The organism is Micromonospora sp. NPDC048040 (assembly GCF_055587185.1).
Genome location: NZ_JBVJGT010000022.1, coordinates 1 through 12,460, shown reverse-complemented (window position 1 = coordinate 12,460; position 12,460 = coordinate 1). Strand labels below are relative to the sequence as shown.

15 protein-coding genes are annotated in these 12,460 nt (G+C 73.5%); 8 read left to right on the top strand and 7 right to left on the bottom strand.

Translation table 11 applies throughout. The annotated features are described in order from the left end of the window. Positions 1-6 precede the first annotated feature (6 nt). A complete protein-coding gene (locus tag ACZ6O2_RS20940) occupies positions 7-558 on the top strand; it encodes an SOUL family heme-binding protein (RefSeq protein ID WP_466023982.1) in 552 nt (183 codons plus the stop codon). Between the two features lie 114 nt (positions 559-672). Further along, complete coding sequence (locus ACZ6O2_RS20935) at positions 673-2,094, top strand: amino acid permease (protein ID WP_466023981.1); 1,422 nt, start codon at positions 673-675, stop codon at positions 2,092-2,094. Here ACZ6O2_RS20935 and ACZ6O2_RS20930 read toward each other — a convergent pair. Genes ACZ6O2_RS20930 through ACZ6O2_RS20910 form a run of 5 tightly spaced genes read right to left on the bottom strand, consistent with a single transcriptional unit; the run spans position 2,061 to position 6,127 of the window. Beyond that, positions 2,061-2,825 carry a 4Fe-4S single cluster domain-containing protein gene (locus tag ACZ6O2_RS20930; protein ID WP_466023980.1) on the bottom strand — a complete coding sequence of 255 codons (765 nt, stop codon included), beginning with the start codon at positions 2,823-2,825 and terminating at the stop codon, positions 2,061-2,063. The two genes, ACZ6O2_RS20935 and ACZ6O2_RS20930, sit on opposite strands and share 34 nt — an antisense overlap. Then, positions 2,818-3,813, bottom strand: coding sequence for a ComEA family DNA-binding protein (locus ACZ6O2_RS20925; protein ID WP_466023979.1), 996 nt, complete (start codon positions 3,811-3,813; stop codon positions 2,818-2,820). Before ACZ6O2_RS20925 ends, ACZ6O2_RS20930 begins: the two co-directional genes overlap by 8 nt. Beyond that, positions 3,797-4,009, bottom strand: a complete 213-nt coding sequence (locus ACZ6O2_RS20920) for a DUF2997 domain-containing protein (protein ID WP_350702959.1) — start codon at positions 4,007-4,009, stop codon at positions 3,797-3,799. The genes ACZ6O2_RS20925 and ACZ6O2_RS20920 overlap by 17 nt, the downstream gene beginning before the upstream one ends. Further along, positions 4,009-4,461 carry a hypothetical protein gene (locus tag ACZ6O2_RS20915; protein WP_350702960.1) on the bottom strand — a complete coding sequence of 151 codons (453 nt, stop codon included), beginning with the start codon at positions 4,459-4,461 and terminating at the stop codon, positions 4,009-4,011. The genes ACZ6O2_RS20920 and ACZ6O2_RS20915 overlap by 1 nt, the downstream gene beginning before the upstream one ends. Positions 4,462-4,492: 31 nt before the next feature. Continuing rightward, positions 4,493-6,127 carry an AAA family ATPase gene (locus ACZ6O2_RS20910; protein WP_466023978.1) on the bottom strand — a complete coding sequence of 545 codons (1,635 nt, stop codon included), beginning with the start codon at positions 6,125-6,127 and terminating at the stop codon, positions 4,493-4,495. A 202-nt stretch (positions 6,128-6,329) separates the two neighbouring features. Between ACZ6O2_RS20910 and ACZ6O2_RS20905 the strand changes: the two genes are divergently transcribed. After that, positions 6,330-6,563, top strand: coding sequence for a ParA family protein (locus tag ACZ6O2_RS20905; protein ID WP_466023977.1), 234 nt, complete (start codon positions 6,330-6,332; stop codon positions 6,561-6,563). Further along, positions 6,560-6,820: a ParA family protein gene (locus ACZ6O2_RS20900; RefSeq protein ID WP_466023976.1), complete on the top strand. Its 261-nt coding sequence runs from the start codon at positions 6,560-6,562 to the stop codon at positions 6,818-6,820. The genes ACZ6O2_RS20905 and ACZ6O2_RS20900 overlap by 4 nt, the downstream gene beginning before the upstream one ends. Before the next feature lie 39 nt (positions 6,821-6,859). Here ACZ6O2_RS20900 and tnpA read toward each other — a convergent pair whose 3' ends face one another. Further along, positions 6,860-7,291 (bottom strand): IS200/IS605 family transposase, encoded by a 432-nt coding sequence (gene tnpA / locus ACZ6O2_RS20895; RefSeq protein WP_466023975.1) that lies wholly within the window; start codon positions 7,289-7,291, stop codon positions 6,860-6,862. A gap of 24 nt (positions 7,292-7,315) precedes the next feature. Between tnpA and ACZ6O2_RS20890 the strand changes: the two genes are divergently transcribed. The 4 genes from ACZ6O2_RS20890 (at position 7,316) to ACZ6O2_RS20875 (ending at position 10,222) form a co-directional block, all read left to right on the top strand. Beyond that, on the top strand, positions 7,316-8,464 hold the full coding sequence (locus ACZ6O2_RS20890) for an RNA-guided endonuclease InsQ/TnpB family protein (protein ID WP_466023974.1): 1,149 nt from the start codon (positions 7,316-7,318) through the stop codon (positions 8,462-8,464). Then, on the top strand, positions 8,461-8,976 hold the full coding sequence (locus tag ACZ6O2_RS20885) for a ParA family protein (protein ID WP_466023973.1): 516 nt from the start codon (positions 8,461-8,463) through the stop codon (positions 8,974-8,976). Before ACZ6O2_RS20890 ends, ACZ6O2_RS20885 begins: the two co-directional genes overlap by 4 nt. After that, entirely contained in the window at positions 8,973-9,512 is a 540-nt protein-coding gene (locus ACZ6O2_RS20880) for a hypothetical protein (protein WP_466023972.1), read from the top strand. The genes ACZ6O2_RS20885 and ACZ6O2_RS20880 overlap by 4 nt, the downstream gene beginning before the upstream one ends. A gap of 170 nt (positions 9,513-9,682) precedes the next feature. Next, positions 9,683-10,222 (top strand): DUF1697 domain-containing protein, encoded by a 540-nt coding sequence (locus tag ACZ6O2_RS20875; protein ID WP_350702968.1) that lies wholly within the window; start codon positions 9,683-9,685, stop codon positions 10,220-10,222. A gap of 70 nt (positions 10,223-10,292) precedes the next feature. Here the strand turns inward: ACZ6O2_RS20875 and ACZ6O2_RS20870 are convergent, their stop codons facing one another. Then, positions 10,293-12,248: a hypothetical protein gene (locus tag ACZ6O2_RS20870; RefSeq protein WP_466023971.1), complete on the bottom strand. Its 1,956-nt coding sequence runs from the start codon at positions 12,246-12,248 to the stop codon at positions 10,293-10,295. Positions 12,249-12,460 lie beyond the last annotated feature (212 nt).

Genomic DNA, 12,460 nt, shown 5'->3' with positions numbered 1-12,460 from the left:
CGCGCGATGACCGAGCAGCAGCCGTACCGGGTGGTGACCCGGCACCCCGGCTTCGAGCTGCGCCGCTATCCGCCGTACCTCGTCGCCGAGGTGCAGGTCGAGGGAACGTTCGAGCAGGCCGCCCGGGACGGCTTCCGGCCGCTGGCCGCGTACGTCGGGGGTGCCAACCGGCCCCGCGCCGCGAGCGGGAACGCGGCGCGGGAGGCCGGCCCGGAGACGATCGCGATGACCGCGCCGTACCTCCAGGAGGAGGCCGACCGGCCGGGCTGCTGGCTGCTGCGGCTGGTGCTGCCGGCGGCCTGCGCCCCCGACACGCTGCCCGAGCCGACGGACCCCCGCGTCCGCACCCGGCAGGTCCCCGCGCAGCTCGCCGCCGCGGTCCGGTTCCGGGGCCGGTGGACGGCGCGGGCGTTCGACCGCCGGGCGACCGCGCTCGGCCGGGCGGTCACCGCGGCCGGGCTGCGCCCCACCGACGCGGTCCGGTACGCGCGCTTCGACCCACCGTGGAAGCCCTGGTTCCTGCGCCACAACGAGGTGGTGCTGCCGGTCGCCGAGTGAGCCCGTGCCGCACCCCGGCACGGGCGTCCTCGTTGGAGATTTACCCGCGTCGTTCGCGGGTACCGGCAGGGACGCACGGGTGACCGCCCGGGCGGGTTCGGAAGGGGGACGACGATGACCTCCGCGGGAAGCGCCGCGGGCGGCGGCGGCACGGGCATCTTCCGCCGCAAGCCGGTCGAGGAGATCGCCGACGAGCGCGGCGGCGGGCTGGCCCGATCCCTCGGCCTCTGGCAGCTCACCGCCATCGGGGTGGGCGGCATCATCGGCGCCGGCATCTTCGCCCTGGCCGGGGCGGTGGCGAACGAGACCGCCGGCCCGGCCGTGCTGATCTCGTTCCTGATCGCCGGGCTCGCCAGCGCCGCCGCCGCCCTGTCGTACGCGGAGTTCGCCGGCATGATCCCGAAGGCCGGCTCGGCCTACACCTACGGGTACGCGGTGCTCGGCGAGGCGGTGGGCTGGTTCATCGGCTGGGACCTGCTGCTGGAGTACACGGCGATCGTGGCCGTGGTGGCCATCGGCATCTCCGGCTACTTCTCGTTCCTCGTCACCGAGCTGGGGGCGGAGCTGCCGGCCTGGATGCTGGGCGCCCCGGGCACCGGCGACGGGCACGTGGTGGACCTCTTCGCGGTGATCCTCTGCCTGTTCATCGCGTTCCTGCTGAACCTCGGCATCTCCTCCGCTGCCCGCTTCGAGACGTTCGTCGTCGCGTTGAAGGTCGCCGTGGTGCTGCTGGTCATCGTGGTCGGCTTCTTCCACGTCCACACCGCGAACTACTCGCCGTTCTTCCCGTTCGGACTGAGCGGGGCGTTCACCGGCGCCGCCACGGTCTTCTTCGCGGTCTTCGGCTACGACGCGATGAGCACCGCCGCCGAGGAGTCGAAGGACGCCCGCCGGCACATGCCCAAGGCGATCCTCTACTCGCTGGCCATCTCGATGGCCCTCTACGTGCTGGCCACCCTGGTGCTGACGGGCATGCAGAACTACCGCGACATCGACCCGGAGAGCGGCTTCTCCTCCGCGTTCGCCTCCGTCGGCCTGTCGGGCCTGGCCAGCGTGATCGCCGTCGGCGCGATCATCGGCATCCTGACCGTGATGTTCACCTTCATGCTCGGCGTCACCCGGGTGTGGTTCTCGATGAGCCGGGACGGCCTGCTGCCGGGCTGGTTCGCCAAGGTGCACCCGGTCCGCCGGGTGCCGAGCCGGGTCACCTGGATCGTCGGCGTCGGCTCAGCCCTGATCGCGGGCTTCCTGCCGATCCGGGAGGCCGCCGAGCTGACCAACATCGGCATCCTGCTGGCCTTCGTGGTGGTCTGCGTCGCGGTGATCGTGCTGCGCTACCGCCGCCCCGACGCGCCACGCACCTTCCGGCTGCCGGGCATGCCGGTGGTGCCGGCGATCGGCGCCCTCTTCTCCCTCTGGCTGATCACCTTCCTCGCCCCGGTGACGTGGCTGCGCTTCGCGGTCTGGTTCGTGATCGGCGCGCTGATCTACGCCTTCTACGGCTACCGCCGCTCGAAGCTCGCCCGGCGGGGCTGAGGACGGGCCACCGACGCCAGCAGTTCGTCGAGGGCGTCGACCTCCGCCCAGCCGTTCACGGCGATCCCGCCAGCGGCGTCGACGGTCACCTCGACCCGGTCCGGGCTGCACGACACCGCGTCGAGCAGGCCCGGGAAGCGGTCGCCGAGCAGCACGAACTCCTGGTTGGTGGAGCCCACCCAGGGTCGCCGGGCGTCGAGCCGGTCGGCCAGGAACGGCCCGGCGACGAGGAGGTCGGTCGCCGCGAGCAGCGCCGCGACGTCGTCCCGACCGGCGTCGACCGCCCGGTCCAGCTGTGCTCTGGTGTAGCCGGTGAAGGTCATCACCGAGCGCCCGGCGGCGCGTACCCCGGCGGCGACGGTCGCCAGCGGGGCCGCCTGGTCGAAGGGCTCGCCGCCCAGCAGCGTCAGCCCCTCGGTGCCGGCGTCGAGCACCCGCCGCACCAGGTCGGCCGGGGCCACCCGCTCGCCGCCCCGGAAGCTCCACAGGTGCGGGTTGAAGCAGCCGGGGCAGCGGATGGCGCAGCCCTGCACCCAGACGGCGGTGCGCTCGCCCGGCCCCTCGGCCCGGGTGGCGCCGAGGAACCGGGCCACGGCGACGGTCTCCGCCCCGCCCGCCGCGCGGGGCGCCGGGCCGAACGCCGCGCCGGGCGCCGGGCCGAGCGCCGCGCCGGGCGCCGGGCCGAGCGCCGGCCCGGGTACCGCGCCGGGTGCCGGGGAACTCTCAGACATCGAGGACCCGGCCGAGCGGCGGTTGCTGCCCCGGCGCCGGGCCGGCGGGCCGGGCGCAGACCAGGACGTCCCGCAGGCGCGCGTACTCGTGGGGGGCCAGGTTGGCGGCGGCGGCGAACTCGGCCAGGCTGCCGAACCCGCCCCGCCGGTCCCGCTCGGCCAGCACCTGCCGGGCACGGTGCGGGTCGAAGCCCGGCAGCGCGGCGAGGTCGTCGTGGCCGGCGGCGTTGACGTCCACCGGCCCGGAGGGCCGGGCCGTGACCGGTTGGCCGGGCCGGGGCACGGGAGCCGCGACCGGTCCGGTCCCGTAGTAGTCGACGGGCTGGTACGGCACCATCGTCGGGTCGGCCGGCGGCTGCGACCCCGCCGGCACGGGCGGGTGGGTCGGCGCGGAAGGCGGGTACGCCGGCGCTGACGGATATCCGGGCGCCCCCGGCGGAAAGGCCGGCGACGCGGGCGGGTACGCCGGCGACGCGGGCGCGTGGACCGGCGCCCCGGGCGGGTAGGGCCCGGTGGCGGGCGTGAACGCACCGGCGGGGGCCGCCCCGGGGGGCGGGGCCAGCGGGCCGGGCGGGTACGGGCCGCCGGGCCACGGCGCCCCCGGCTGCGGGGCGTACCAGGGGCGGTAGCCGGCCCGCCAGCGCAGCCACGCCGAGTTGACCAGCAGGGCGTGCAGGATGCCGGCCGCCGTGACGGCCAGCAGCGCGCCGACGGCCCAGTCGCTGGCGGCGGCCTCCTTGTCGGTCTCGCCGACGACGACGAAGGCGGTCCAGCCCACCACGGTGTAGACGATGCCGGGGATCCACCACGCCGGCCGCCCGGCGCGGAGCCCCACGTAGATGAACCCGAAGCCGCCGAGACAGCTGCACCCGAACAGCGGCAGCAGCAGCCACCAGCTGTGCAGCAGCCGCCACCTCAGGCTCCCCACCGGGCCGGCCGGGCCCGGGGCGGTCGGGTGCGGCCAGCCCGGGCTAGGCGCGCTCGACATCGCGTTGCTCCTGCCGTTCGGTCACGGCGGCGCGGGCGTGGTCCGCCGTGTACGCGCTGCTCACCGCCCGCGCCGCCAGCAGGTCCTCCAGCACGGCAACGTAGTCGAGACAGCGGTCGCCGAGCACGTCCCGGGTCTCGGCGCTCACCACGCCCTCGCTGGAGACGGTGACCACGATCCGCGGCTGCCCACTCATCAGGACCTACCCTCCACGGCGAACACCAGGCGAACGCTCGCGTCCTCGGTGACCTGCTCGGACTCCAGGCGCAGGCCGGCGACGGGGGCCTGCTCGCGCAGCCGGGCCAGCACGGCCCGCTGGACCTGCCGACCGTAGGCGGCGTCGATGGCCCGCACCACCTCGACCGCCCGCTGCTCGTCGACCTCACCGGTGAAGTGCGCCGCCCAGACGCCGTCCTCGCCACGCCGGAAGCTCGCCCGCACGCCGGCCCACTCCGCGGTGATCGCGTCCCCGTCGGTGCCGACCACCGCATCCGTGTCCCGCAGCGCCGCGGCGAGCAGCGTCTCGTCCCGCATCCGGGTCTGCACCTGGCAGACGACGCGGCCCTCCCGGTCCCGCCCCGCGGTGGCGCCATGGGTCGCGGCGACGGCGGCGACGGCCAGCGGCAGGAGTATCAGTGAGACGCTCATCGGGCACCTCTCCTTCCAGTCGAGGCACACACTAGAACTCGACCGCTCGTCCGCCCTGCCCCCGCTGCGGGGGAGGGCCGGGGCGGGAGCGCGGGCCGCCGGGACGGCCGCCGAGGTCCCAGTCCTCGGCCGCGGTGGCGGCGACGGCACGGGTGTCGGCCCAGGAGCGTACGGAGTCGATCCGCTCCGCCTGGGTGACGCTGAGCGGCACCATGCTGACCAGCGCCCGGACCAGGTCGTCGCGGCGCAGCGGACGCCGCTCGGCGAACGCGTCGAAGAGCCCGCCGACGACGGCCTGCTCGATCTCGGCCCCCGAGTAGCCCTCGCTGAGCCCGGCCAGCTCGCCGAGCAGGGCGTCGTCGAGGGCCAGGCCACCGGCGACGGCCGGGTTGCGCAGCCGCCGGGCCAGGTGGACCCGCCAGATCGACGCCCGCTCCGCGCGGGTCGGCAGGTCGACAAAGAAGATCTCGTCGAAGCGGCCCTTGCGGAGCAGCTCCGGGGGCAGCCCCTCGAAGTCGTTGGCGGTCGCGATGACGAAGACGGGCCGCGTCTTCTCCTGCATCCAGGTCAGGAAGGAGCCGAAGACCCGGGCGGAGGTGCCGGAGTCGCCGGCGCCGCCGGCGAAGCCCTTCTCGATCTCGTCCACCCACAGCACGCACGGCGCGGTCGCCTCGGCCGTCCGGATGGCGGTACGCATGTTCTGTTCGCTCGACCCGACGAGCCCGGCGAAGACCCGGCCGACGTCCAACCGCAGCAGCGGCAGGCCCCAGGCCGCGGCGATCGCCTTCGCGGTCAGCGACTTGCCGCAGCCGGGCACGCCGGTGATCAGGACGCCCCGGGGCGCGGGCAGCCCGTACGCCGCCGCCTCGGCCAGCCAGGAACCGTCCCGCCGGGCCAGCCACCGCTTCAGGTTCTCCAGCCCGCCGACGTCGGCGAGGTCGACGGTGACGTCGACGAACTCCAGCAGCCCCGACTTGCGTACGGTCTGCCGCTTCTCCTCGTGCACCACGGCGAGGTCACCGTCGTCGAGCACCCCGTCGTTGACCATGGCGCGGGCGAACGCGTTCTCCGCCTCGTGCAGGGTGAGCCCGAGCGCGGCCTTGGCGAACCGTTCCCGGCCGAGATCGTCCAGGCCCATCCGGATCCGGCCGCTGGCCGAGTTGGCAGCGATCATCCCGTCCAGCACCCGCCTGATCTCCGCCTCGGTGGGCAGCGGGAAGTCGACGATGGTCACGTCCTTCTCCAGCTCCACCGGGATGTGCAGCACCGGCGAGACGAGGACGAGGGTGCGCGGCACCGGCCCGGCCTTGAAGGCCGCCGCCAGGTCCCGCAGCCGGCGGACCACCCCGGGGCCGCCCCGCTGGTCGCCGCCGCCGTGCGCGGGGTGCAGGTCCTTGAAGATCAGTACGCTCGGGTGGTCGACCCGCAGCGCCGCGTCGAGCGCGTCCGCGGGGTCGGTCGTGCCCTTGCGGGCGACGCCGTCGGGCTGCACGAGCCCCGTCGTCTGCGACCAGGTCCACACCGCGCGGGGCGTGCGGACCGCCAGGGCGTCCTGGGCGACCGCGCAGACCTCGGCGACCACCCGCTGTTCCTCGAACGACTCGACGTAGAGGATCGGGAAGCGCGCCTTGAGCAGTTGTGACAGCGCGACCCGGAACGGCACCACCGTCGATCCCTCCCCCACACCGCGCACTTGAGCAGCGCAGACTCTAACAGCCGGATCGACCGGCACCCGGGCCACCGACCCGGCGCGGGATCGGTGGTTGAGCGCCCAGACCTCGCGGGCGAGGTGGGCGAGGCGGCGGCCGGAGCTGTCCCGCGGGCGATCCGCCCGCCCGTTACCGTTCCCGGTCGGGGAGGTGCCGCCGATGTACGTGGTGTCCGTAATCAACTACAAGGGCGGGGTCGGCAAGACCACCGTCACCGCCAACCTCGGAGCCGAACTGGCCAACCGGGGCATGAAGATGCTACTCGTCGACCTCGACCCGCAGGCCAGCCTGACGTTCGGCTTCTACGAACCCGACGACTGGCGGGAGCGGCTGCGCGACGGTCGGACGGTGAAGCGCTGGTACGACGGGCTGCGCGGGGACACCCGCCGGTGACCCTGGGCGAGCTGGTCGTCTCCCCCGGCCCGACCAACGCGCGGCTCACCGGCGCCGGCCGCCTCGACCTGATCGCGTCCCACCTCCAGCTCGTCGACATCGACCTGACCCTCGCCCGGGGCGTGGCCGACGGCGAGGAGTACGACGCCGGGCTGTTCCGGGTACGCGGCTCCCCCGCCGAGGGGCTGCACGACGATGCACTGGGCGGCTACGACCTGGTGCTCATCGACTGCCCGCCGAGCTTCAACGTGGCCTAGCGAGGAATCCCGGTCCCTTCAGGGACGGGAGGAATCGCGTCACGAGCCTGGACGTTTCTGGTTTTCGATGTACGCGCGGATGACGGCTATGGGTGCCCCACCGCACGATCCGGCGTAGTACGACGGTGACCACAGGTGGCCGTGCGTGATGTGCCGGTTGATCCGGCCGGTGAACTCCTGCCGAAGGTAGTGCGCGGAGACGCCCTTGAGTCTGTTGACCAGGGTCGATATCGGTAGCTTCGGCGGGTAGTGGACGAGGAGATGGACGTGGTCGTCTTCGCCGTTGAACTCCCGCAGTTCCGCACCGAGCTTGGCGCACACGTCAGCCATGATCTGCCCACACCGGGTGAGCATCGCGTCATCGAGCACGTCCCGCCGATACTTGGTGACGAAGACAAGATGCACGTGCAGGTTGTGCACGACGCTCCGACCACGGCGAACATCGGGGTCTGGGGCCCATCGGGGTGACATAGACAAGAATGATAGACTGTGGACGTGAAAATCGTCGTGCAGGTCCGCCTGTTCCCCAACGCCGACCAGGAGGCGGCGTTGCGGAACACGCTGAGCCTGTGCAACGAGGCCGCCAATCTCGCCTCGGTTGAGGCGTTCCAGCGGCGAATCCACGCGAAACAGGCGCTCCAGCGGCTTACCTACGGCCGCTTGAAGGCCCTGGGCTTGTCGGCGCAGCCGGCGATCCACGTCGCCCGTAAGGTCGCCGGCGCGTACGCCACCCTGAACGCCAACATTCGTGCCGGAAATCTCGGCAAGCCCGGGTCGAAACGCCGCCGCACGGCCGAGGCGAAGCCGATCGGATTCCGTCGGGACGCCGCGCAGCCGTTCGACGACCGCTGCCTGTCCTGGCAGATGCCCACCCGCACGGTCTCCATCTGGACCATCGCGGGGCGGCAGGCCGGTATCCGGTTCGGCTGCTCCGCGCAGCAGTACGCGGTGCTGTCCGCCCACCGCAAGGGCGAATCCGATCTGGTGCACCGTGACGGCAAGTGGTTCCTGTACGCCACCTGCGACATCCCTGATGTTGAGGTGAAGGAGCCTGACGGGTTCCTCGGTGTCGATTTGGGCATCGCGAACATCGCCACCACCAACGACGGCACCCGGCACTGCGGCAAGGGTTTGAACCGGGTGCGCCACCGTAACCAGCGGCTACGGGCCAAACTCCAGCGGATCGGTACCAAGTCGGCCAAGCGGCTGTTGAAGGCCCGCCGCCGTAAGGAAGCCCGGTTCGCGGCCGACACCAACCATCGCATCGCCAAGCAGATCGTGACCGAGGCCGAACGCACCGGCCGCGGGATTGCCCTGGAGAACCTTACGGGCATCCGCGACCGGGTACGGCTCCGACGGCCCCAGCGGGTCACACTGCACACGTGGGCGTTCCACCAACTCGGCCAGTTCATCGCCTACAAAGCGACACGAGCCGGGCTGGCCCTTGTCCGCGTGGACCCGGCGTACACCTCGCAGGGCTGCTCCACCTGCGGGCACACCGCCAAAGCCAACCGCCCCCACCAATCCACCTTCCGATGCACGTCCTGCGGCTTCGCTGAGCACGCCGACGTGAACGCAGCCCGCAACATCGCCACACGCGGTGCTACGGACTGGGCAGCAGTCAGCCTGCCGAACGCGGCGTGACCGATACAGCCAGCATCGAGCACGATCTGCAAGCTCAGCCCTTTGGGGCCGAGAAGCTGACCGTGGTCACCCAGTCGGCCATCATCGCCAGCGACCACCTGCTCATCCCCGCGAAGGCGGACTACCTCTCCACGCTGGGCATCGACTACCTGCACGGCAACGTCCGGGAGCTGGTCGAGCACTACAACGCCGACGCCCGCCGGTTCGCCACCACCCGCCGGCACCACAAGGTCGCCCCCGGTGTGGCCGGGGTGGTGTTCACGATGATCCAGCTGATGGCGCAGCGGCCGATCGCCGCGCACCAGGGCTACATGGACCAGGTCCGCGCGCTCGGCCTGCCGGTCTTCCCCACCGCCCTGCGGGAGAACGTCACGGCGTTCGCCACGAACACCCCGCGCGGCGTGCCGGTGGTGCTGCGCGACCGGATCACCGCTCCGGTGGTCCGCGACGAGCTGCGTCAGCTCGCCACGGAGTTCCTCGAACACCTCCAGCCCGAGCGGGTCGTGGCGTGACCGGGCCGGGTCGCGACGTCACCGACCTGCTGACCGCGCTGCTGCGGGACCTGCCGGCCGCCGACCTCGCCGCCCTGGTCGAGGGGCGTGCCCGGCTCGCGGTGGTGCCGCTCGACGGGGCCGCGCCCGGTCCGCCCACCGCCGCGCGCCCGGTGCAGCACGCCCGTCGGGCCGCCGCACCCCCGCGTCCGGCCGGCCAGCCGGCGGGCCGGTCCGGCCCACCCGCGGATCCGGCCGGCCAGCCGGCACGTCCGGTCGCCCCATCCGCGGATCCGGCGGGCCCGGCCGCGCGGTCCGCCCGGCGGGCGGTGCCCGCGACCGACCCGGCCCGTGCCCGCGCCGCGCTGGCCGCCATGTCCCGCCGCGCCGACGGTACGGCGTACCTCTCCGGCTGGACCGCCCGCGACCTGCGGGCGCTGGCCGCTGGCCTGGAGCTGCGGGGCGTCGCCGGGCTGCGCAAGGCGGACCTGGTCGACCGGATCGTGGACCGCACCATCGGCTTCCGCCTCGACTCCACCGCCATCCGCCGCCGCTGAGTCGGCGCTGAGCCGCCCCCGGGCCGACGCCGGTCCGGCGCGCGAGCCGACGCTGACCCGGCACGCGAGCCGACGCCGACCCGGCCCCCGGGCCGACGCCGAGCCGGCGCGCGGGCCGACCGGCGGGCCGCCGGCCCCTAGGCTGGCCGTACAGGGGGCGAGGAGGTCGCATGGACAGGTGGGTGGCGCTGTTGCGCGGGGTCAACGTCGGCGGCGCGAAGGTCGGCATGGCCGACCTGCGCCGGCTGGTCGCCGGCCTCGGGCACGACGACGTGAAGACCTACCTCCAGAGCGGGAACGTGGTCTTCGGCAGCACCGTGCGCGACGCCGACGCGTTGGCGCGGGGCATCGAGCGGGCGATCGCCGACGAGCTGGGGCTGACGGTGCCGGTGCTGGTGCGCGGCGGCCGGGAGTTGGCGGCGGTGGCCGGCGGCAACCCGTACGCCGACGGGGAGGACGACCCGACGCGGCTGCTGGTCGCCTTCCTCGCGACCGCGCCCAAGAAGTCCGCCGTGGACGCGCTGACCGTGCCCGGCGGCGAGAACGTCGCGTTCACGGTCACCGGGCGCGAGGTCTACCTGCACTACCCCGACGGCGGCTACGGCCGGTCGAAGTTCACGAACAACTACCTGGAGAAGAAGCTCGGCGTCGTAGCGACCACCCGCAACTGGCGGTCGGTGCGCGCCCTCGCCGAGCTGGCGACACCCTGACCCGACCGGGCATGGTCGGGGCACGCCGCCCCCTGTCAGCGGCGCGCCCCGAGCGGGTTCCGGGGACCGGTCAGCTCAGGTCGACCCGGATCAGGTTGGTGCCGCGGGTGGTGAAGAGGGCGCGCACGCCGTCGGTGACCACCTCCGGGGCGCCGAACCAGGACTGGTTCAGCCCGTCCGCCAGGACGGTCAGCGTCGGCTGGCGGCGGCCCACCGGCACGGTCCAGAGGCGGGTGCCGTCGACGCCGAAGACCCGGTCGTCGATGACGGCCAGCTTGCCGCCGGCCGCGCCGACGTCGATCCGCCAGAGCACCTCGCGGGTACGCGAATCCAGCGCGAAGAGTTCGCCCTCGCTGGTGACGCCGACCAGCACCCGGCCGATCAGCTTCAGGTCCACGATGACGCCGCCCGAGGTGGGCTCGACGAGCCAGGCCAGGCGCTCGCTGCCGTAGTCGAAGTAGCCGAGCCTGGCCCGGCTGGTCGTCGGGGTGGTCCCGTAGCCGTTGCGGATACTGCCGCCGAGGAAGACGCCGTGCGGGTCGGGGCAGAGCGACTGCACGGTCTGGTCCGGCAGGATGCCCCGCCAGCTGCGGATCCGCTGCCCGTCGTAGATGTTGAGCGCGCCCTCCCAGCGGCCGTAGTCCGGTTCGGTGGACATCAGCACCAGGCCGCGGCGCCGGTCGACGGTCAGCGACGTCGGGCGGGTCTGTTCCTGCCCGGCGTCGACCCGGGCCACCTCGGTGGCGGCCCGTCCGTCGACGGGCAGGGTGAGGTAGCGGGCCAGCGTGTAGACGCCCATGTGCACCACGCCGCCGTACGTCTCCATGTCCTTCGCCTCGCCGCCGAACGGCACCCGGAAGGTGTCGAAGGCCGCAGTGGCCTCGGTGGAGACGACCTGCACGCCGAGGGTGCCGCCGACCACGATCCGGTCGCCCGCGTGGCAGAGGGACATCGGCCGTTCGGGGGTGGGGGCGAGGTCCGGCGAACTCATGTCCAGCGCCTCGGTGGTGCGGGTGTCGAGGTCGTAGAAGATGCCCCCGGCGGTCTGCACGGCCCAGAGCCGGCCGTCGTCGAGGAAGCCGATCCGGACGTTCGACGCCTCCGCGATCGGGACGCCGACCAGGGTGGGCGCGGTGTCGCCGAGCCGGAACCGGTAGAGCGAGCCGCTCGGGCGGGTGGTGTAGAAGATCTCGTCGCCGCGGCTGGTGATGCCGACGACGAACGAGTCGTTCGGGGTCTTGAGGATCTGGTGGCGGCTGTGGTCGCGGGTGTCCACGACGAGGATCTCGGCCGTGGGCGAGATGCCGACGACGAGGTGGTCGCCGGCGAGGTGGCAGACCGCGCCGAAGGTGCGGTCGCGCAGTGCGGCGGGGAGGATGTCGGCGCGGGTGCCGGTGGCCCGGTCGTAGGCGACGAGCCCGGCGTGGGACCCGATGCCGCAGTAGACGGTGGTGTCGGTGGCGACGAGGTCGCGGACGTAGGTGTCGTCGGGATCCATCCGACCGTGGTCGGTGGCCCGGTCGGTCGCCGGGTCGTACTCCCAGAGCTTCGCCGAGGGGTAGGTGCCGACGAAGACCCGGCCGTCCGGGGACGCCTTGACGGTCCAGCCGACCTCCTCCTTCAGGTCGAGCACCCGGGTCACCTCCAGGGTGACGGTGTCCACCTTGAACAGCAGGCCCGGGGAGTACGAGGAGACGAAGAGGTCGGTGCCGACCGCGTCGATGCCCCACAGGCCGGGTACGCCGGGGATGAGGGCGGTCTTGGTGATCCGTCGCTGGGTCAGGTCGTACGCGGCCACCCGGGTGGGCAGGATCTGCCGGGTGGCGAACCAGATCTCGTCGCCGACGCGGACGCCGTTGCCGAAGTTGAGCACCCGGGAGGCCGCGCCGAGGTCGGTGATGGCGACGTCGAGCGTCTCGCCGAGTTCGCCGTCCGGGGCGGCGAGGGCCGCCCGAGGAGATACGGCTGCCGCCGTTACCGCACCGAGCCCGGCGAGTAGTGCCCGCCGCGAAAGATTTCCCGACATCATGCGCCCTTCCGGCTGGGTTCACCCTGAGACGACCAAAGCCTCCACGGTTACGGCCCTGACCGTTAACGGGGAACCCTAGGACCGGGAGAGTCGGCCGTCAACGGGGTGACGGAGCGGTCGTGGGGGGGGGGGGGGGGGGGGGGGGGGGGGGGGGGGGGGGGGGGGGGGGGGGGGGGGGGGGGGGGGGGGGGGGGGGGGGGGGGGGGGGG

What these genes read in the sequence shown, in the direction of transcription:
- ACZ6O2_RS20940 (WP_466023982.1), top strand. Translation starts at nt 7, where the DNA reads ATGACCGAGCAGCAGCCGTACCGGGTGGTGACCCGGCACCCCGGCTTC.
- ACZ6O2_RS20935 (WP_466023981.1), top strand. Translation starts at nt 673, where the DNA reads ATGACCTCCGCGGGAAGCGCCGCGGGCGGCGGCGGCACGGGCATCTTC.
- ACZ6O2_RS20930 (WP_466023980.1), bottom strand. Translation starts at nt 2,825, where the DNA reads ATGTCTGAGAGTTCCCCGGCACCCGGCGCGGTACCCGGGCCGGCGCTC.
- ACZ6O2_RS20925 (WP_466023979.1), bottom strand. Translation starts at nt 3,813, where the DNA reads ATGTCGAGCGCGCCTAGCCCGGGCTGGCCGCACCCGACCGCCCCGGGC.
- ACZ6O2_RS20920 (WP_350702959.1), bottom strand. Translation starts at nt 4,009, where the DNA reads ATGAGTGGGCAGCCGCGGATCGTGGTCACCGTCTCCAGCGAGGGCGTG.
- ACZ6O2_RS20915 (WP_350702960.1), bottom strand. Translation starts at nt 4,461, where the DNA reads ATGAGCGTCTCACTGATACTCCTGCCGCTGGCCGTCGCCGCCGTCGCC.
- ACZ6O2_RS20905 (WP_466023977.1), top strand. Translation starts at nt 6,330, where the DNA reads ATGTACGTGGTGTCCGTAATCAACTACAAGGGCGGGGTCGGCAAGACC.
- tnpA (WP_466023975.1), bottom strand. Translation starts at nt 7,291, where the DNA reads ATGTCACCCCGATGGGCCCCAGACCCCGATGTTCGCCGTGGTCGGAGC.
- ACZ6O2_RS20875 (WP_350702968.1), top strand. Translation starts at nt 9,683, where the DNA reads ATGGACAGGTGGGTGGCGCTGTTGCGCGGGGTCAACGTCGGCGGCGCG.
- ACZ6O2_RS20870 (WP_466023971.1), bottom strand. Translation starts at nt 12,248, where the DNA reads ATGTCGGGAAATCTTTCGCGGCGGGCACTACTCGCCGGGCTCGGTGCG.